The sequence below is a fragment of the Micromonospora sp. NPDC051924 genome, assembly GCF_055586005.1.
Map to the genome: position 1 here is coordinate 118,254 of NZ_JBVJJA010000010.1, position 19,123 is coordinate 137,376.

Genomic DNA, 19,123 nt, shown 5'->3' on the forward strand with positions numbered 1-19,123 from the left:
ACTGGTGTTCGGAATTGGGAACCCGGGGGCCGGGGTATGGGGAAGCCTCCGCCGGTGACCCGGAAGGGTCGCGCGTGGAGATGGTTAGATGCCCAGGAGAGCCTACCGAGGAGGGACCGATGGAGCTGTCGCTGGCGACCCGCACCGTGGGGGAGCACACGGTGCTCGAGGTCGGCGGTGAGGTGGACGTCTACACCGCGCCGCGCCTGCGGGAACGGCTCCTCGAACTGATCGACGGCGGTGCCCGCCGGGTCGTGGTCGACCTGGGTCGGGTGGACTTCCTCGACTCGACCGGCCTCGGCGTGCTGGTGGGCGCGCTCAAGCGGCTCCGCTCGGCCGGTGGTTCCTTCGCCCTGGTCTGCGACAAGGAGCCGCTGCTCAAGATCTTCCGGATCACCGCGCTGGACCAGGTCTTCCCGCTGCACCCCACGGTCGATGCGGCGATCAGCGCCGACCCGACCGGCACCGGCGCGTGATGGCGACCGTCAAGCTGTCCTTCTCGCCGGCGCCGGTGCACGTCCGCACCGCGCGCCTGGTCGGCGTGGCGGTGGCCCGCCGGGCCGGGGTGCGCGAGGACCTGCTCGACGAGGTGCGCCTGGCGATCGGTGAGGCGTGCACCCGGGCGGTGGCCCTGCACCGGCAGTACGGGCTGGCCGATCCGGTGTACGTGGAGATGTCCGACAGCGGGGCGTACACGGTGCGGGTGGTGGACCGGGCCCCGATCGAGGCGAGCATCGGGCTGGCCGCCCTGCCCCCGGACGAGCTGGCCAAGGAGTCGCTCAGCGAGGACGCGCTGACCACCGGCGTGGGCTTCGCCCTGCTCGCCGGCTTCGTCGAGGACCTCCAGGTGCGCCCGGTCGAGGAGGGCGTCGGCACCGAGGTCCGGATGGTGTGGCCGGTCCGCCGCTGACCTGACGAACACCCGCCCAGGCCGCGTTTCCCGTCGGGGAGCGCGGCCTGATCGTGTTGGCCGCCCTATATATCAGATTTCTTCGCATAGCACAGCGACGAAGATCATCGAGGCCGGGTGCCCCCTCGGTGTGACCCTCAACACGTCAGAGGGCTACAGTACGCGAGTTGTCAGCAAGTGACCCGTCCCGTAGCCAGCGGGAACGGGTGTTCATCGCTGGTCCGCCGGGGTGGGTTGGCGCGCGCTTGCGAGTTCGCATCCAGGCGTCGGCCCGTGCGTCTCCACGGACCGGCGCGAGTTGTTCGGTACAGGAGGACATAGATGTCCGGGACCTTGGCCGCCGACGGCGGCGCACTGTCCCTTACCGGAGCCAACGTGACGTACGTCGTCATCGCCGCGGTCATCGCGCTGGTGGCGCTCGTCTTCGCCGCCGCCTTGACCAGGGCGGTGCTGGCAGCCGGTACGGGAACCACCAACATGCAGGAGATCTCCGGGGCGGTGCAGGAGGGCGCGTCCGCGTACCTGCTGCGGCAGTTCCGTACCCTGGCGATCTTCGTGGTCATCGCCGTCGTGCTGCTCTTCCTGCTGCCGGTGCACGACACCGACGGCAGCGTGCTGCTGGTGAAGATCGGCCGCTCGGCGTTCTTCGTGGTGGGCGCCCTGTTCAGCGCCTTCATCGGGGGCGCCGGCATGTGGCTGGCCACCCGCGCCAACCTGCGGGTCGCCGCGGCCGCCCGGGAGCGGGAAGGCGGGCGCGAGGGCGCCATGAAGATCGCCTTCCGGACCGGTGGCGTGGTCGGCTTCCTCACCGTGGGCCTCGGCCTGTTCGGTGCGGCGCTGGTCGTCCTGCTCTTCAAGGGCGACGCCCCGACCGTGCTGGAGGGCTTCGGCTTCGGCGCCGCGCTGCTCGCCATGTTCATGCGGGTCGGCGGCGGCATCTTCACCAAGGCCGCCGACGTCGGCGCCGACCTGGTCGGCAAGGTCGAGCAGGGCATCCCGGAGGACGACCCGCGCAACGCCGCCACCATCGCCGACAACGTGGGCGACAACGTCGGTGACTGCGCCGGCATGGCCGCCGACCTCTTCGAGTCGTACGCCGTCACCCTGGTCGCCGCGCTGATCCTGGGCCGCGCCGCGTTCGGCGAGACCGGTCTGGTCTTCCCGCTGATCATCTCCACCATCGGGGTGCTCGTCGCGATCGTCGGCGTCTTCATCACCCGGCTGCGCGCCTCCGACCGCAACGGTCTGACCGCGATCAACCGGGCCTTCTACCTCTCCGCGGCGATCGCCGCGGTGCTGGTGGCGATCGCGGCGTTCGCGTACCTGCCGGCGACCTTCGCCGAGCTGGAGGGCGGGCTGACCGACGTCGACCGCAACCCGCGGCTGGTGGCCATCGGCGCGGTGGTCATCGGCATCGTGCTGGCCGCCGCGATCCAGGCGCTGACCGGCTACTTCACCGAGACCAACCGGCGCCCGGTGCAGGACATCGGCAAGAGCTCGCAGACCGGTGCGGCCACGGTCATCCTCGCCGGCATCAGCGTCGGCCTGGAGTCGGCGGTCTACTCGGCGCTGCTGATCGGCGCCGGCGTCTTCGGCGCGTTCCTGCTCGGCGGCAGCTCCATCACGCTGTCGCTGTTCGCGGTCGCGCTGGCCGGCACCGGCCTGCTGACCACCGTCGGCGTCATCGTCGCGATGGACACCTTCGGCCCGATCTCCGACAACGCCCAGGGCGTCGCGGAGATGTCCGGCGATATCGACGAGCACGGCGCGCGGACGCTGACCGAGCTGGACGCCGTCGGCAACACCACCAAGGCGATCACCAAGGGCATCGCGATCGCCACCGCGGTGCTCGCCGCGACCGCGCTGTTCGGTTCCTACACCGACACGCTGCGCTCCTCGTACGCGGACGCGGGCGTGGGCGACGTCGGCCAGGAGATCCTCAACGCGCTGAACGTGGCCAACCCGCGCAACCTGGTCGGCCTGATCGTCGGCGCGGCGGTGGTCTTCCTCTTCTCCGGCCTGGCCATCAACGCGGTCTCCCGCTCGGCCGGCGCGGTGGTCATGGAGGTCCGTCGGCAGTTCCGCGAGCTGCCCGGGATCATGGACCGCACCCAGCGCCCCGAGTACGGCAAGGTGGTCGACATCTGCACCCGGGACGCGCAGCGCGAGCTGATGACCCCCGGCCTGCTGGCCATCATGGCGCCGATCGCGGTCGGCTTCGGCCTCGGCCCCGGCGCGCTGGCGTCGTACCTGGCCGGTGCGATCGGGGCGGGCACCCTGATGGCGGTCTTCCTGGCCAACTCCGGTGGCGCCTGGGACAACGGTAAGAAGCTGGTCGAGGACGGCGCGTTCGGCGGCAAGGGCTCCGACTCGCACGCCGCGACCGTCATCGGCGACACCGTCGGTGACCCGTTCAAGGACACCGCCGGCCCGGCGATCAACCCGCTGATCAAGGTGATGAACCTGGTCTCGCTGCTGATCGCGCCGGCCGTGGTGGCCTGGAGCGTGGGCGACGACAAGAACAATGCGCTGCGCATCACGATCGCCGTCGTGGCCGCGCTGGTCATCGTGGCGGCCGTGGTGTTCAGCAAGCGCAAGGGCGTGGCGATGGCCGAGTCCGACAGCGACGCCGGCACGCCCGACAAGGAGGCGGAGCCGGTCAACGCCTGACGTGTCCGGTAGCACGGTTCCCGGTCGGCGGCTCGCCGGCCGGGAACCGTGCCGTCCGGGGGGACGGCTCCAGGTCGTGGCGCGGCGTCAGACGCGCCGAGCTGGAGTTGTCGCACGTGCACGAAACCTGACCGGTGGCACTTCCACCGCGAGGCCGTACGCTGCTTCGCATGCGTACGCGGGGGGCGGGAACCGCCGGAAAGCTCACGGTGGTCCTGGCCACGCTCGTTCTCCTGGTCGCCGGCTGTGGCGGTCCCAGCCCCCGGGCCTGGGCCGCGTCGGTCTGCGAGGCGCTCACCCCGTGGCGCGCCGAGATCAACAAGCTGACCAGCAGCACCCAGCAGCAGATGACCGCGCAGACCACCCCGGCGCAGGCCAAGGAGAACCTCGTCCGTCTCTTCGCCGGGGCCGAGCAGGCCAGCGAGACCGCTCGGCGCAGGATCGAGGAGGCCGGCGTGCCGGAGACCGACCACGGCGAGGAGATCTCCGCCGGGTTCCGCGCCTCGCTGAGCAAGGTGCGGGACGCGTACGGTCGAGCCCGGGACACCATCGACGGGCTGGACACCGCCCAGGCCGGCCCCTTCTACGACGGGGTGCGGGCCGCGGTGGACACCCTGAACAAGGAGTACGACGCGAGCTCGCTGGACACCAGCCGGCTCAACTCACCCGAACTCAAAGAGGCCTTCGACGAGGTCCCGGAGTGTCGCTGACGCCCCCTTCCCCGCATCCGGTCCGCCAGCCCTCGCTGTTCTCCACCGAGGCGGCCGATCCGTCGTTGGCGGACCTGGCCGGCCTGCTGGCCGGGCCGGGGGAGGTGGTGCGGATGGGCGGCACGGCCCGGCTCGCGGTGGTGGTCGACGCCGCCTGGCGGGTGCACGTGCTGGTGGCCGAGCTGGCCGACCGGGGGGTCCCGGCGAGCTGGGAGCCGACTGAGGACGGCCAGCACCTGGTCCGCACCGCGTACGCGACCACGCTGGCCCCGCTCGCCCGGACGTGGCTGCGGGGCACGGCGAAGCGGCCCCCGGCCGGGTTCCACCTGAACGGGCGGCGGCTGCGGCTCTGGGTCGCCGCCGCCGGGGCGGCCGATCCGGCCGGCTTCCTGCTCCGGCTCGGCGCCGGCGACGAGGACTGCTGGCCGGCGGTGCGGGCGGCGCTGGCCGTGGTGGGGCTGCCGGGGGCGTTCGTGGAGCCGGCCGAGGGCGGGCCGGCGTACCGGATCGGGGGCCGGCGGCGGCTGGCCCGGCTGGCGGAGCTGGTGGGCGAGCGCCCGACCGCCGCCCCGGCCGCGGGGTGGCCGGGCGCAGAAGGCTGACCGGGCGGGGCGCAACCCCACCGGCTGTCCGATCCCGGACACCTCCGGGCGGTGGTTTGCCCAAGAAAACGGACCGGCGGCGCTCGGCCGTGGGTGTGTGATCGTCACAGTGACCCGCTCGGTGCCCTACTCACGGTGTACGGTGGCGCCGTCCGGCGGGTGTCGCCGCGCGCACCGGCCGGGTGGTCGCCGAAACTGATCGTTTGCCGCCCACGAAACCCGGAACGCGGACGGCGCGTTACGTTGGACATCCGGACCGCCGATGGCCCGGCAGGTGAAACACGGCCCGAAACGGGCATTGGTGTAGGAGTGAGGTCGGAGAGAGACGTGCCGAGCAACGCTGGAACCACCCGTCTGGTCATCGTCGAGTCACCGGCGAAGGCCAAGACGATCTCGGGCTACCTCGGCCCGGGGTACGTCGTGGAGGCCAGCTTCGGCCACGTCCGGGACCTGCCCCGCAACGCGGCCGACGTGCCGGCCCGGTACAAGGGCGAGCCGTGGGCGCGGCTCGGGGTGGACGTCGACAACGGCTTCCACGCCCTCTACGTGGTCTCGGCCGACCGCAAGCAGCAGATCAGCAAGCTGACCAAGCTGGCCAAGGAGGTCGACGAGATCTTCCTGGCGACGGACGAGGACCGCGAGGGCGAGGCGATCGCCTGGCACCTGGTGGAGACGCTCAAGCCCAAGGTGCCGGTCAAGCGGATGGTCTTCCACGAGATCACCAAGCCGGCCATCCAGGCCGCGGTGGCCAACCCGCGCGAGATCGACCGGGACCTGGTCGACGCGCAGGAGGCCCGGCGCATCCTCGACCGGCTGTACGGCTACGAGGTCTCCCCGGTGCTGTGGAAGAAGGTCATGCCGAAGCTCTCGGCAGGCCGGGTGCAGTCCGTGGCGACCCGGATCGTGGTCGAGCGGGAGCGGCAGCGGATGGCCTTCCGCACCGCCGAGTACTGGGACATCCTGGCCACCCTCGCGGTGGTGAACCCGGGCGAGGGGCCGCGCAGCTTCAACGCCACCCTGATCGCGCTGAACGGCGACCGGATCGCCACCGGCAAGGACTTCGAGCCGACCACCGGCCGGGTGCGGGCCGGCGCGGGCGTGGTGCACCTGGACGAGAGCGGTGCCCGGGGGCTGGCCGCCCGCCTGGAGGGGCGGCCGTTCACCGTCACCCGGGTCGAGGAGAAGCCCTACCGCCGCCGCCCGTACGCGCCGTTCATCACCTCCACGCTCCAGCAGGAGGCGGCCCGCAAGCTGCGGTTCTCGTCGCAGCAGACGATGCGCACCGCGCAGCGGCTGTACGAGAACGGCTACATCACCTACATGCGTACCGACTCGGTGAACCTGTCGGAGACCGCCATCGCGGCGGCCCGCCGGCAGATCGTCGAGCTGTACGGCGAGCGCAGCGTGCCGCCGGAGCCGCGCCGCTACACCGGCAAGGTGAAGAACGCGCAGGAGGCACACGAGGCGATCCGCCCGGCGGGCGACAACTTCCGCACCCCGGGCGAGGTGGCCAAGGAGCTCTCCGCCGAGGAGTTCAAGCTCTACGAGCTGATCTGGCGGCGCACCATCGCCTCGCAGATGACCGACGCGGTCGGCTCCAGCGTCTCGGTGCGCATCCGGGCGCTCACCTCCGCCCAGGAGGAGGCCGACTTCGGGGCGACCGGCAAGACCATCACCGACCCGGGCTTCCTGCGGGCGTACGTCGAGTCGAGCGACGACGAGAACGCCGAGGCGGAGGACGCCGAGCGGCGGCTGCCCACCCTGGTCAAGGACCAGCCGCTGACCGCCGAGGAGTTGGCCGCGCAGGGGCACCACACCCAGCCGCCGGCGCGCTACACGGAGGCCTCGCTGGTCAAGGCCCTGGAGGAGCTGGGCATCGGCCGCCCGTCGACGTACGCGTCGATCATGCAGACCATCCAGGACCGCGGCTACGTGTCCAAGCGCGGCCAGGCGATGATCCCGTCGTTCCTGGCGTTCGCGGTGATCGGGCTGCTGGAACGCCACTACCCGCGCCTGATCGACTACGACTTCACCGCCAGCATGGAGAACGAGCTGGACGAGATCGCCGGCGGCGACCACGCCGCGGTCGACTTCCTCACCTCCTTCTACTTCGGCAGCGCCAACGGCACCGGCGACCAGGCGATCGCGCACGCCGGCGGCCTGAAGAAGCTGGTGACCGAGAACCTCAGTGACATCGACGCGCGCAGCGTCAACTCGATCCCGCTCTTCACCGACGACGAGGGGCGCGAGGTCGTGGTCCGGGTCGGCCGGTACGGGCCGTACCTGCAGCGGGCCCTGCCGGGCGAGCAGCCGGCGCCCGCCGGCGAGGGCGAGGAGGGCGGCGCGCCGGGCGACCGGGCGCCGATCCCCGAGGGGCTGGCGCCGGACGAGCTGACCCCGGAGAAGGTGCACGAGCTGTTCCTCGGCGGCGGCGGCGAGCGCAAGCTCGGCGACGACCCGGCCACCGGCGAGCCGATCGTGCTCAAGTCCGGCCGGTTCGGCCCGTACGTGGCCAGTGGCGAGCGGAAGTCCTCGCTGCTGCGGTCGCAGTCGCCGGACTCGCTCACCCTGGACGAGGCGCTGAAGCTGCTCAGCCTGCCCCGGGTGATCGGCACCGACCCGGAGGGCAACGAGGTCGTCGCCAACAACGGCCGCTACGGCCCGTACGTCAAGCGCGGTGACGAGTTCCGCTCGCTGGACTCGGAAGACAAGATGTTCACCGTCACGCTGGATGAGGCGCTCGCCCTGCTGGCCGCCCCGAAGACCCGGCAGCGCCGGGCCGCCGCGCCGCCGTTGCGGGAGATGGGCGCCGACCCGCTGACCGAGAAGCCGCTGGTGATCAAGGACGGCCGGTTCGGGCCGTACGTCACCGACGGCGAGACCAACGCGTCGCTGCGGCGCGCGCAGACCCCGGAGGCGCTGACCCTGGAGGAGGCCTCCGAGATGCTCGCCGAGAAGCGGGCGAAGGGTCCGGCCCCGAAGAAGGCGGCGGCGAAGAAGGCCGCCCCGGCCAAGAAGACGGCGGCGAAGAAGACCGCCGCCGCCAAGTCGACGGCCGCCAAGAAGACCACCACGGCCAAGGCGACGACCGCGAAGAAGGCCCCGGCGAAGAAGGCGGCCCCGAAGAAGGCGAGCAGCACGGCCGAGTGACGGTCGGTGGCGCGCCACCCCGAACGGGCTAATCGTCCCTTTCGGGGGCCGCCGGCTCGGCGGCTGCCACCTAACGTGAGGGCATGTCGGTACGCGCAGTGCCGCGTCGGGTGCTCCTCGGCGTCGGCGTGGCCCTCGTGCTGCTGGTGGCCGCCGTGCTCGGCGCGTGGGCGCTGGGCCCGGCCGACCCGGTGGCCCGAAACGCGGGGCCGTCGTCCGGGCCCGCCACCGCGGCCGCGCCCAGGCCGACCAGGGAGACTCCGCACCCGCGGGTGCTGCGCCTGGTGGCCGCCGGCGACGTGCTGGTCCATCCGGAGGTGACCGCGCAGGCGCGCCGGGACGCCGGCCGCTCCGGCCGGCCCGGCGGCCTGGACTTCGCGCCGATGTTCGCCGGGGTGGCGCCGGTCGTCGGTGGCGCCGACCTCGCGCTCTGCCACCTGGAGACACCGCTGGCCGACCCGGCCGGTCCGTTCTCCGGCTATCCATCGTTCAACGCGCCGCCGCAGGTGCTCGACGGGGTGCGGCAGGCCGGCTTCGACGGTTGCTCGACCGCCTCGAACCACACCCTCGACCAGGGGCCGGACGGGGTGACCCGGACGCTGCGGGCGCTGGACGCGGCGGGTCTCGGGCACACCGGCAGCGCCCGGAGCGCCGCCGAGGCGGCCACCGCGCGGATCTACCAGGTCGGCGGGGTCCGCGTCGCGCACCTGGCGTACAGCCTGAACTTCAACGGGCTGGCCCGCCCGCCCGGCCGGGAGTGGCTGGCCAACCTGATCGACCCGCCGGAGATCCTCGCCGCGGCCCACCGGGCGCGGGCCGCCGGCGCCGACATCGTCGTGCTCAGCCTGCACTGGGGTACGGAGTACCAGCACCTGCCCGACGCCGACCAGCAGGATTGGGCCCGGCAGCTCATCTCCTCGCCCGACGTGGACCTGATCCTGGGGCACCACGCCCACGCGGTGCAGCCGTTCCAGCGGTTCGGGGACAAGTGGGTGGTCTTCGGGATGGGCAACGAGTTGGCGCGGCACGCCGAGCCGGTCGCGGACAACCGCGAGGGGGTGATGGCCCGGGCCACCTTCACCGAGGTGCGCCCCGGGCACTGGACGGTGACCCGGATGGAGGCGTTGCCGACCTGGACCGACCTCGCGCCGGACCTGCGGCTGGTCGACCTGACGGCGGCACTGACCCGGCCCGGCGCCGCCGCCCGGCCCGACTACCGGGCGGCGTACGACCGGGTGATGGGGTACGTGGGGGCGCTCGGGGCCGGCACTCAGGCGGTCGCGCCGGACGGCGCCCCGCCGAGCACCCGGTCGAGGTAGGCGTTGGCGAAGACCCGCCCCGGGTCGAGGCGGTCCCGGACGGCGAGGAAGTCGCCGAACCTCGGGTACGCGGGGGCGAGCGAGGCCGCGTCGCGGTAGTGCAGCTTGCCCCAGTGCGGCCGGCCGCCCAGGTCCGCCGCCACCTCCTCGAACGCCCGGAAGTACGGCTCGTACGGCGCGCCGACGTACTGGTGGATCGCGATGTACGCGGAGTCCCGCCCGTATCCGTGGGAGAGCCAGATGTCGTCGGCGGCGGTGAACCGCACCTCGACCGGGAACTGCACCTTGAACGGCAGGCCGTCCACGATCCGGCGCAGCTCCTCCAGCGCGGTGGGCAGGGCGGCGCGGGGGAGGCCGTACTCCATCTCGACGAAACGGACCCGGCGCGGGGTGCAGAACACGCGGTCGGAGCGGCCGGTGTAGGTGCGTTCGGTGAGCGCCCGGGCGGAGACCGCGCTGATCCCCGGGACGAGCGCGGGCACCGCCCGGCCTAGCCGGCAGGCGCCCGCGAAGACGGTGTTGGCCAGGAACTCGTCGTCCAGCCAGCCGCGCCAGCGGGGCAGCGGCCGGTTGTCGGCGGCCACCCGGTCGTTGGTCTTGACCTGCACCCGCGCGGTGTACGGGAACCAGTAGAACTCGACGTGGTCGTGCCGATCGACCAGCTCCGGCAGCTCGCCGAGGACCTCGGCGAGCGCCGCCGGCCGTTCGTGCGCCCGGAGCACGAAGGCGTCGACGCAGCGCAGGGTCAGCTCGACCAGGACCCCGACCGCGCCGAGCCCGACCCGGGCGGCGGCGAACACGTCCCGGTGCTCGTCGGCGGAGCAGCGCAGCACCTCGCCGGTCCCGGTCACCAGGGTCAGCCCCACCACGAAGGTGGAGAGGCAGCCGAGCCGCCCGCCGGTGCCGTGGGTGCCGGTGGAGAGCGCCCCGGCCACCGTCTGGGCGTCGATGTCGCCGAGGTTGGGTAGCGCCAGGCCGTGCTGGGTGAGCAGTTCGTTGAGCGCGTGCAGAGTCATCCCAGCCGGTACGGTGACCAGTCGACGGGTGGTGTCGACGTGGACACCGGTGTCCAGGTCGGTCAGGTCGATCCGGTGCCCGTCGGTGAGGGCCGCCCCGGTGAACGAGTGCCCGCTGCCCGCCGCCCGGATCGTCCGGCCGGCGTCGGCGGCGGCGCGGACCGCCTCGGCGACCTCCTCGACGGTCCGGGGCCGGACCACGAGGGCGGCGGTGCTGCGCTGGTTACCGGCCCAGTTGGACCACACTGCTGGCGTACCGGACATGCACGCTCCTCGACATGAATATGAACTGACTTCATATCAGGAACGTTGTGCCTGGTAAATACCGCAATCGGTGCCCGCTCGTTGTACCGGTAGTCACGGTCTCGTGACGTGCAGATATGTTCATCCGTCGAGAGGGGGTGCGCTGAGTGTCCACACCAGCCGCCACGACCGGGCCGCTGCGCCGGGTGCCGGTGCAGGGTCGAAGTGTCGCGCGCGTCCAGCGGATGCTGGACGCCTGTGCCGAGCTGGTCGACGAGGTGGGGTACGAGGGGCTGACCACGACTCTGCTCGCCGAGCGCGCCGAGGTGGCGATCGGGTCGGTCTATCAGTTCTTTCCGGACAAGCGGGCGATCGTGCAGGCGCTGACCCTGCGCACGATGGAGTCCTACCTCCAGCGGCTCGACGAGCGGTTCGCCTCGGACGACCTGACCCACTGGTGGGACGGCGTCGACGCGGCGATCGACGAGTACATCTCGATGCATCGCACCGTCCCGGGGTTCCGTACCCTGCACTTCGGCGACGTGGTCGACATGCACCTGCTCGATGAGCAGCGGGACAACAACGGGGTCATCGCCGACCAGCTCGCCCGGGTGCTCACCGAGCGCTTCGGTCTGGCCGGCGTGCCGGACCTCCGGTTCCATCTGGAAATCGCCGTGGAGGCGGCGGACGCCCTGATCAAGCTGGCGTTCCGGCGCACGCCGGACGGCGACGAGCGGGTGCTGGTCGAGGCGAAGGCGCTGATCCGGGAGTACCTGCACCGGCAGGTCGACGACCGGACCGAGGTCGCCCGGCCGAGTTGAGCGGTGCGGTCGCCGCCGTGGTGCCGGCGGCGACGAAGGAAAGGTGCGATGCCCGGGGTGCGACCGGGGCAGGACGACGAGCGGCGGGTTCCCGAGGTGCGCCGGGGCCCGCCGTCACCGTTTCCTACAGAAAGGCGTGGCCCTCGCCGCGGTAGGTCGGCACGGTGGCGACCACCGACTCCCCGTCGACCAGGTGCAGCTCGTTGACCCGCTCGCACAGCTCGCCGGCCTTGGCGTGCCGGAACCAGACCCGGTCGCCGACCCGCAGAGCCGTCGCCGCCGCGCCGGCGAGCGGGGTCTGCACCTCGCCCGCGCCCTCGGCCCCGAGCAGCTTCAGGCCCGCCGGCAGCCACGGCCGGGGCAGCCGGCTGTCGGCGGCCGGGCCGGAGGCGATCCAGCCGCCGCCGAGCACCGTGGCCAGCCCGGGCCCCGGCCGGCGGACCACCGCGCAGGCGAAGAACGCCGCCGGGGTCGGGCGCCAGGCCCGGTACGCGTCGAAGAGCGTCGGCCCGTACAGGCCCGATCCGGCGGTCACCTCGGTGACCGCCGGGTCGGCGCTGGTGGCGGCCACGCTGCCGGTGCCGCCGCCGTTGACGAACTCCAGGTCGGCGTGCTCGCGTACCGCGTCGACCGCCGCCGCGCGCCGGGCCAGCAGTTCCCGGTACGACCCGCGCTGGGCGACCCGGATCGCGGTGCCGAGCACCGCCTGGCCGGGCGGGGCGTCGCCCAGCCCGGCGATCTGTGCCTCGTACGACATCAGCCCGACCAGCCGGAAGCCCGGCCGGCCGGCGACGGCGGCGGCGAACGCGCCGGCCGCCCGGGGGCTGTGCACCGGGGACCGCCGGACGCCCACGTGCACCCGGCCGCCCATCGGCCGCCAGGAGGCGTCCAGGTCGAGGCAGACCCGCAGCGGTGGCCGTCGACCGGGTGGGCACACCCGGTCGACCAGGTCGAGCTGGGCGGTGTCGTCGACCATCAGGGTCACCGCGCCGGCGAGCGCCGGGTCGGCGGCCAACTCGGCGAGCGCGTTCCGGTCGGCGGTCGGGTACGCGACCAGCACGTCGTCGCTGACGCCGGTGCGGGCCAGCCAGACCGCCTCGGGCAGGGTGAACGCCATCACGCCGCGCCAACCGGGGCGGTCCAGCACCCGGGTCAGCAGGTCGCGTACCCGGACGGACTTGCTGGCGACCCGTACCGGCTTGTCGGCGGCCCGGTTGACCAGCGCGTCCGCATTGGCGTCGAAGGCGGCGAGATCGACCACGGCGTACGGCGGGTCGAGGTGAGCGGTCGCCCGTTCGAGGCGATCGCGAAGTTTGTCACTGTCGGTGGCCACGTTTGCACGCTAACTGTCTGGGCGTCAATGCGAAATACCCTCGCGTCTGTCCGGGCTGCGGCCGGTGGTGCCGGCGGCCTAGGCTCAGCGAGCAGGCGAATGTCGCGGAGGGGGACGCTTCTCGCCGCGACTAGAGTGTTCCACCGGAGAGGCCCAACGCTGGGCCGGCACGTGGAGGTACCGCCATCGAAAGCCAGAAGAACGGCGAGTCGTCCGGCGTGTCGGCGTCCGGGGCCCAGGCCGACCGGTCCGGCGCCGCCGCCATCCGCTCGGTGCTGCGCATCCGGCCGTTCCGTCGGCTCTGGATCGTGCTCGGCGCGGCCTCCTTCGGCGACTGGCTCGGCCTGCTCGCCACCTCGGTCTTCGCCGCCGCCCAGGTCTCCGGCAGCACCGCCAAGGGTGCCGCCTTCGGCAGCCTGATCGCGGTCCGGCTGCTGCCCGCGCTGCTGCTCGGCCCGGTGGCCGGCGTCCTCGCCGACCGGTTCGACCGGCGCTGGACGATGGTCATCTGCGACCTGCTGCGCTTCCTGCTCTTCGCCTCCATCCCGCTGCTCGCGCTCACCGGCGCCAGCGGCGGCGTGGTGGTCAGCTGGGCGGCGATCGCCACCTTCCTGATCGAGACGATCACCCTGCTCTGGATCCCGGCCAAGGAGGCCGCGGTCCCCAACCTGATCCCGCGTGCCCGGCTGGAGACGGCCAACCAGCTCACCCTCATCACCACGTACGGCCTCACCCCGGTGCTCGCCGCGGTCAGCCTCTCCGTGCTGGACCGCAGCGTGCGCGGGCTGACCGGCGGGGAGATCCCCAACTGGGCCGAGCCGGCCCAGCTCGCGCTCTGGTTCAACGCGTTCTCCCGGCTCGCCACCGCGATCGTGGTGGCCTTCGGGATCAAGGAGATCAGCCAGGGCCAGGCGGACGAACGCGAGCGCACCGAGCAGAGCATGATGCGCCAGTTCACCGAGGGTTGGACGTTCATCCGGCAGACGCCGCTGGTCCGCGGCCTGGTGCTCGGCATCTTCGGGGCGTTCGCCGGCGGCGGCATCGTCATCGGCACGGCCAAGTTCTTCGCCGCCTCGCTCGGCGCCGGTGACGCCGCCTTCTACCTGCTCTTCGGCGCGATCTTCATCGGTCTCGCGGTCGGCATCGGGGCCGGTCCGCTGATCGTCCGGGACATGTCCCGGCGGCGCTGGTTCGGCATGAGCATCGTGTTGGCCAGCGCCTCGGTGCTGGTGCTCGCCTTCGCTATCCACCTCTCCATGGCGATGGTCGGCGCGATCCTGGTCGGCGCGGGCGCCGGCATGGCCTTCCTGGCCGGCACCACGCTGCTCGGCGGCGAGGTCGCCGACGAGGTGCGCGGCCGGGTCTTCGCGGTGGTGCAGATCGGCACCCGGCTGGTGCTGATCCTCGCCATCGCGCTCAGCAGTCTCCTGGTCGGCGTCGGCGGCTCGCGCAAGCTGACCATCGCCGACCTCGGCATCTCGGTCTCCTCGACCCGCCTGCTGCTGCTCGCCGCCGGAGCGGCCGGCATCTTCGCCGGGATCAGCGCGTTCGGCCAGATGGACGACAAGAAGGGCGTGCCGGTCCTGGCCGACCTCTGGGGCTCGATCCGCGGTCGTCCGCTGATGCCGGCCGAGCACTTCGTCTCCAGCGGGCTCTTCGTGGTCTTCGAGGGGGGCGAGGGTGCCGGCAAGTCCACCCAGTTGACCGCGCTCGCCGACCGGCTGCGCGAGCAGGGCCGGGACGTGGTGGTCACCCGGGAACCGGGCGCCACGCCGGTCGGCGAGCGGATCCGTTCGCTGGTGCTGGAGAACGCCGGCGACGAGGCCCCGTCACCGCGCGCCGAGGCGCTGCTCTACGCGGCCGACCGGGCACACCACGTCGCCACCGTGGTCCGGCCGGCGCTGGTCCGCGGCGCGGTGGTGGTCAGCGACCGGTACGTCGACTCGTCCCTGGCCTACCAGGGGGCCGGCCGTACCCTGCCGGTGCAGGAGGTCTCCTGGCTCTCCTCGTGGGCCACCGGCGGTCTCAAGCCCGACCTGGTGGTCCTCCTCGACGTCGACCCGCACACCGGGCTGTCCCGCGTCGAGTCCCGCAACCAGGGCGCCGACCGCCTGGAAGCCGAGTCGATCGCGTTCCACGAGCGGGTCCGGTACGCCTTCCTCGACCTGGCCGCCGCCGACCCCAAGCGTTACCTGGTGCTCGACGCCTCCCGGCCGGCCGAGGAGATCGCCGAGGCGGTGGCCCGGCGGGTGGAGGAGTTCCTGGTCGACCCGGCCGGCATCGTGCATCCCCGCCCGGCCCAGGGGCCGGACACCACGGTCCAGCCGGAGTTATCCGACGCGGAGCTGGTGACCATGGAACGCCCCAACTGATGGCGGACGTCTTCGTCGACCTGGTCGGACAGGACGAGGCGGTGGCGACGCTGCGCCGGGCCGCCGCCTCGGCCGGCGCCCTGCTGCGCGCCGCCGCCGGCGCGCCGGTCGGCCGGCCCGCCGGCCCGGCCGACGGCGGGAACGACGCCTACGACGAGCTGAACGCGCTGGCCGAGGAGTTCGACGCCGAGTCGGCCGCCGGCCCGGGAACGGCGGGCGCGGCCCCGCCCGAGGCGACGAGCGCGGGTGGCGACCCCGGCGCGGGCATGACCCACGCCTGGATCTTCACCGGCCCGCCGGGCTCGGGCCGCTCGGTCGCCGCCCGGGCCTTCGCCGCCGCGTTGCAGTGCGTGCACGGCACCGGCTGTGGCACCTGCCCCGGCTGCCACACCACGATGACCGGCACCCACGCCGACGTCCGGCTGGTGGTGCCCGAGGGGCTCTCCATCGGCGTCGGCGAGATGCGCGCCCTGGTGCTGCGGGCGGCCAGCACGCCGTCCGGCGGGCGCTGGCAGATCGTCATCATCGAGGACGCCGACCGGCTCACCGAGGCGGCCGGCAACGCACTGCTCAAGGCGATCGAGGAACCGCCGCCGCGGACCGTCTTCCTGCTCTGCGCCCCGTCCACCCACCCGGACGACATCTCGGTGACGATCCGGTCGCGCTGCCGGGTCGTACCCCTGCGGCAGCCGCCGGCCGGCGCGGTGGCCGAGGTGCTCGTCCGCCGCGACGGCGTCGCACCCGACGTGGCCGGCTGGGCCGCGGCGGCCGCGCAGGGGCACGTGGGTCGGGCCCGGCGGCTGGCCCGCGACCCGGAGGCCCGGCAGCGCCGGGACGCGGTGCTCGCCGTGCCGCGCCGGCTGAGCGGGGTGGGTGCCGCGTTCGACGCCGCGTCCGCGCTGATCGAGGCGGCTGAGGCGGAGGCCGCCGCCTCGGTCGCCGAGGTCGACGAGGCGGAGCGGACCGCGTTGCAGACCGCGCTCGGGGCGGGCGGCACCGGCCGGGGCGCGGCGGGTGCCATGCGCGGCGCCGCCGGCCAGCTCAAGGACCTGGAGAAACGGCAGAAGTCGCGGGCCACCAGGGCCCAGCGGGACGCGCTCGACCGGGCCCTGGTCGACCTCGCCGGCTTCTACCGGGACGCGCTGACCATGGCGCTGCGGGCGCCGGTCGCCCCGGTGCACACCGACACCGCGGCGCTGGCCGAGGCCGGCGCGCAGCGATGGGACGCCGAGGGGGCGCTGCGCCGGCTGGAAGCCGTGCTGGAGTGCCGGGCGGCGATCGAGGCGAACGTCAAGCCGCGGATCGCGGTGGAGGCGATGATGCTCGCCCTCTGGCGAGGCTGACCACCGCCCTCCGGGGTTGTGCACAGGGCATCGACATGCGTTTTGACGTGCGGTACGGTCCGGTGTGCCGCGGTGACGGCGGCAGCACGCTCAGTGAGGGGCCAGCCGGGAGGAGACCGCCGATGCCGCGCGGGGAGATCGACGAGGCCTGGATCGAGGAGGCGGTGCGGCGCTACCGGCGCATCGAGACCCTGCAGGCCGAGTTCGACCAGGCGGTGGCGACGGTCGAGGTCACCGTCCGTTCGCCGGACGGGTTGGTCGAGGTGGTGGTGACGGCCGGCGGCCGGATCACCGACGTGCGTTTCCTCGGCCCGCTGCACCAGCGCAGCCCGCGTGACGTCGCCGGATCGGTGCAGGCCGCGGTCACCGCCGCCGCCGACGCGGCCCAGTGGGCCCGGGAAAAGCTGCACAACGAGACCTTCGCGGCGTACCGGCCGCTGGCGGGAGCCTGACATGGAGACGCTCCGCGCCCTGGCCGCGCGCCTCGACGAGGCCAGCCTCGCCCTCGCCATGTTGTCCCGCACGGTGACCGCCACCGACCCGGCCCACCCCGCCTTCGGCACCCACGCCGCCGGCCGGCCCGGCGAGGTCGGCCGGGCGCTACACCGGCAGTGGGCCACCGCCACCGGCGACCGGGCCCGCGAGGCCGGCGCCGCCGCCGCCCGGCTGGCGGCCGCCGCGGCCGCCGTGCGCAGCGCCGCCGACCGCTACGCGGCGTCCGACGAGTCCGCCCGGCTCCGGTTGCTCCGGGAGGCGTGATGGACGCCCTGGACCGCCTCGCCGAACCGGGGCTCGACCTGCTCGCCCGGGTCGACACGCTGCTCGCCGCCGGCGCGCCCGAGGGGCACCGGTTCTGGCCGCTGCTGCGCCGCATGCAGGTGCTGCCCGGCGAGGCGGTGGGCGAGTTCCTCGAGCTGCATCCGGCACCGCTGGCCGGCGCCGGCCACGCGGTGCGCCAGCTCGTCCGGGGATACGACGACACCTGCGCGATGCTCGCCGAGCCGGTGTCCTGGTCCGGCCCGGCCGCCTCGGCGTACGACGAGGCCCGGGGCGCGCTGCTCCGGCACCTCGACGAGGGGCCGGAGAGCCTCGTCGGGCGGCTGGAGTCGACCGCCGGCTACGCGGACGCGCTGGCCGACTGGGTGGAGGGCAGCCGGCTCGCGCTGGCCCGGGCGCTGGCCGACGTGCTGCGCTCGGCCGAGGCGGTCACCGTGCACGCCGCCACGCGGCCCGGGTCCGAGGCCGGGCGGGCCGGAGGGCTGGCAGCGGCCGAGATCGCCACCCGGGTGCTGGGGACCCTCGGCGTGGCGTACGACGGGGCGGAGAACCTGCTGCGCCAGTGGGCACCCAGCCTGGCGGAGACGACCTGGCGGGACCGGCCGGTGGCCGGCGCGCCCCACCTGGGCGGGGCCACCCGGATCGGCCACTGACTCCCCGGGCGCCCGCGCGCCGGCGACCGGGCCCGATACGGGCCACGGCGTCGCGCCGAACCGGCCGTGGCCGGGCTCCGGCGGCGACGCCGTGGCCTTTCCCTGCACCCCCCGCAGGTCTGTCTTCACTCAACGCGGTCGGCCGCCGTTTGTCCTGCGGCTCGCTCAGGTTTCAGCCGTCCGGGCGAGGGTCAACGGCACGCCGGGCCGGAAATGGTTCGGTCGAGTCGACAAACATGGATTGCTGCGCCGGGTGACCGGACGGCGACGGCCGGCAGGCCCGGAACCGCTCGAAGGTCGTAGGGTGAAGGGCATGGGCATGCTCTGCGCGGTCAGTTTCAACCGGTACGGGCGCCTCTACTACCTCGACCCGGGCGAGCTGCGCCCGCAGGTGGGCGACAAGGTGCTGGTGCCCACCGACGAGGGCCCGGAGGTGGCCGAGTGCGTCTGGGCCGCGCAGTGGGTCAGCGAGGACACCGCCGGCTTCGCCCGGCTGGCCGGGCTGGCCGAGGAGGAGGACCTGCGCCGCGATGAGCTGCTGCGCCGGCGCAAGGCGGACGCCAAGGTCGCCGCCAAGCGGCTGATCCGCGAGCACGGGCTGCCGATGAAGGTGGTGGCCGTCGACCACGTCCTCGCCACGCCGGAGACCGGCAGCGACCGCACCACCATCTACTTCACCGCGCCGCACCGGGTGGACTTCCGCTCCCTGGTCCGCGACCTGGGGGCGACGCTGCACTGCCGGGTCGAGCTGCGGCAGCTCTCCGCCCGCGACTCGGCCCGGGTGCAGGGTGGGATCGGCTCCTGCGGCCGGGACCTGTGCTGCGCCACCTTCCTGAACGACTTCGAGCCGGTCACCATCCGGATGGCGAAGGACCAGGACCTTCCGCTGAACCCGCTGCGCATCTCCGGTGCCTGCGGCCGGCTGATGTGCTGCCTGAAGTACGAGCATCCCCTGTACTCCAGGTTCCAGGAGTCCGCCCCGGCGATCGGCGCCCGCGTCACCACGCCGGAAGGGGAGGGCCGCGTGGTCGGCCACAGCGTCCCCAGAGACGCGGTGACCGTCCGCCTGGACGCCGACGGCTCGCGCTCCATGTGCTCCCGCGCCGACGTCTGCGGCTCCCGCCGCGCTTACGAAAGCCGTGACCAGTCGGGCCCGGAGGGTGCAGCGCGGTGATCGGCTTGCCTCGTCGCTCACGGCTGTGAT

At 73.5% G+C, this 19,123-nt stretch carries 16 protein-coding genes; 14 read left to right on the top strand and 2 right to left on the bottom strand.

Features of this window, described 5'->3' with window-relative positions; genetic code table 11:
- The first annotated feature begins 119 nt into the window (after window positions 1-119).
- From ACZ6S5_RS10825 to ACZ6S5_RS10855, 7 genes are all read left to right on the top strand, one after another.
- Complete coding sequence (locus ACZ6S5_RS10825; RefSeq protein WP_265009090.1) at window positions 120-476, top strand: STAS domain-containing protein; 357 nt, start codon at window positions 120-122, stop codon at window positions 474-476.
- A complete protein-coding gene (locus ACZ6S5_RS10830) occupies window positions 476-910 on the top strand; it encodes an ATP-binding protein (RefSeq protein WP_123238815.1) in 435 nt (144 codons plus the stop codon). Before ACZ6S5_RS10825 ends, ACZ6S5_RS10830 begins: the two co-directional genes overlap by 1 nt.
- A 321-nt stretch (window positions 911-1,231) precedes the next feature.
- Complete coding sequence (locus ACZ6S5_RS10835; protein ID WP_465999779.1) at window positions 1,232-3,580, top strand: sodium-translocating pyrophosphatase; 2,349 nt, start codon at window positions 1,232-1,234, stop codon at window positions 3,578-3,580.
- Between the two features lie 170 nt (window positions 3,581-3,750).
- The gene (locus ACZ6S5_RS10840) at window positions 3,751-4,290 is read left to right on the top strand and encodes a hypothetical protein (RefSeq protein ID WP_465999780.1); all 540 of its coding nucleotides are present in this window, start codon (window positions 3,751-3,753) and stop codon (window positions 4,288-4,290) included.
- Complete coding sequence (locus tag ACZ6S5_RS10845) at window positions 4,281-4,892, top strand: hypothetical protein (RefSeq protein WP_465999781.1); 612 nt, start codon at window positions 4,281-4,283, stop codon at window positions 4,890-4,892. Before ACZ6S5_RS10840 ends, ACZ6S5_RS10845 begins: the two co-directional genes overlap by 10 nt.
- Window positions 4,893-5,219: 327 nt before the next feature.
- A complete protein-coding gene (gene topA / locus ACZ6S5_RS10850; RefSeq protein ID WP_465999782.1) occupies window positions 5,220-8,042 on the top strand; it encodes a type I DNA topoisomerase in 2,823 nt (940 codons plus the stop codon).
- A gap of 83 nt (window positions 8,043-8,125) precedes the next feature.
- Entirely contained in the window at window positions 8,126-9,361 is a 1,236-nt protein-coding gene (locus ACZ6S5_RS10855; protein ID WP_465999783.1) for a CapA family protein, read from the top strand.
- Here the strand turns inward: ACZ6S5_RS10855 and ACZ6S5_RS10860 are convergent.
- Entirely contained in the window at window positions 9,313-10,641 is a 1,329-nt protein-coding gene (locus tag ACZ6S5_RS10860; RefSeq protein ID WP_465999784.1) for a D-arabinono-1,4-lactone oxidase, read from the bottom strand. The genes ACZ6S5_RS10855 and ACZ6S5_RS10860 overlap by 49 nt on opposite strands.
- 224 nt (window positions 10,642-10,865) lie before the next feature.
- On the opposite strand from ACZ6S5_RS10860, the gene ACZ6S5_RS10865 reads away from it, so the two are divergent.
- Window positions 10,866-11,441 (top strand): TetR/AcrR family transcriptional regulator, encoded by a 576-nt coding sequence (locus ACZ6S5_RS10865; RefSeq protein ID WP_465999838.1) that lies wholly within the window; start codon window positions 10,866-10,868, stop codon window positions 11,439-11,441.
- A gap of 124 nt (window positions 11,442-11,565) precedes the next feature.
- On the opposite strand, the gene ACZ6S5_RS10870 is transcribed toward ACZ6S5_RS10865, so the two are convergent.
- Window positions 11,566-12,774: an amino acid deaminase/aldolase gene (locus ACZ6S5_RS10870; protein WP_465999785.1), complete on the bottom strand. Its 1,209-nt coding sequence runs from the start codon at window positions 12,772-12,774 to the stop codon at window positions 11,566-11,568.
- Between the two features lie 272 nt (window positions 12,775-13,046).
- Between ACZ6S5_RS10870 and tmk the strand changes: the two genes are divergently transcribed.
- From tmk to ACZ6S5_RS10900, 6 genes are all read left to right on the top strand, one after another.
- Complete coding sequence (gene tmk, locus ACZ6S5_RS10875; protein WP_465999839.1) at window positions 13,047-15,146, top strand: dTMP kinase; 2,100 nt, start codon at window positions 13,047-13,049, stop codon at window positions 15,144-15,146.
- The gene (locus tag ACZ6S5_RS10880) at window positions 15,146-16,489 is read left to right on the top strand and encodes a DNA polymerase III subunit delta' (protein WP_465999786.1); all 1,344 of its coding nucleotides are present in this window, start codon (window positions 15,146-15,148) and stop codon (window positions 16,487-16,489) included. The genes tmk and ACZ6S5_RS10880 overlap by 1 nt, the downstream gene beginning before the upstream one ends.
- Before the next feature lie 122 nt (window positions 16,490-16,611).
- Window positions 16,612-16,941, top strand: a complete 330-nt coding sequence (locus tag ACZ6S5_RS10885; RefSeq protein ID WP_099162865.1) for a YbaB/EbfC family nucleoid-associated protein — start codon at window positions 16,612-16,614, stop codon at window positions 16,939-16,941.
- Between the two features lies 1 nt (window position 16,942).
- On the top strand, window positions 16,943-17,248 hold the full coding sequence (locus tag ACZ6S5_RS10890; protein ID WP_465999787.1) for a hypothetical protein: 306 nt from the start codon (window positions 16,943-16,945) through the stop codon (window positions 17,246-17,248).
- The gene (locus ACZ6S5_RS10895; protein ID WP_465999788.1) at window positions 17,248-17,919 is read left to right on the top strand and encodes a hypothetical protein; all 672 of its coding nucleotides are present in this window, start codon (window positions 17,248-17,250) and stop codon (window positions 17,917-17,919) included. The genes ACZ6S5_RS10890 and ACZ6S5_RS10895 overlap by 1 nt, the downstream gene beginning before the upstream one ends.
- Window positions 17,920-18,232: 313 nt before the next feature.
- Complete coding sequence (locus ACZ6S5_RS10900) at window positions 18,233-19,093, top strand: PSP1 domain-containing protein (protein ID WP_465999789.1); 861 nt, start codon at window positions 18,233-18,235, stop codon at window positions 19,091-19,093.
- Window positions 19,094-19,123 lie beyond the last annotated feature (30 nt).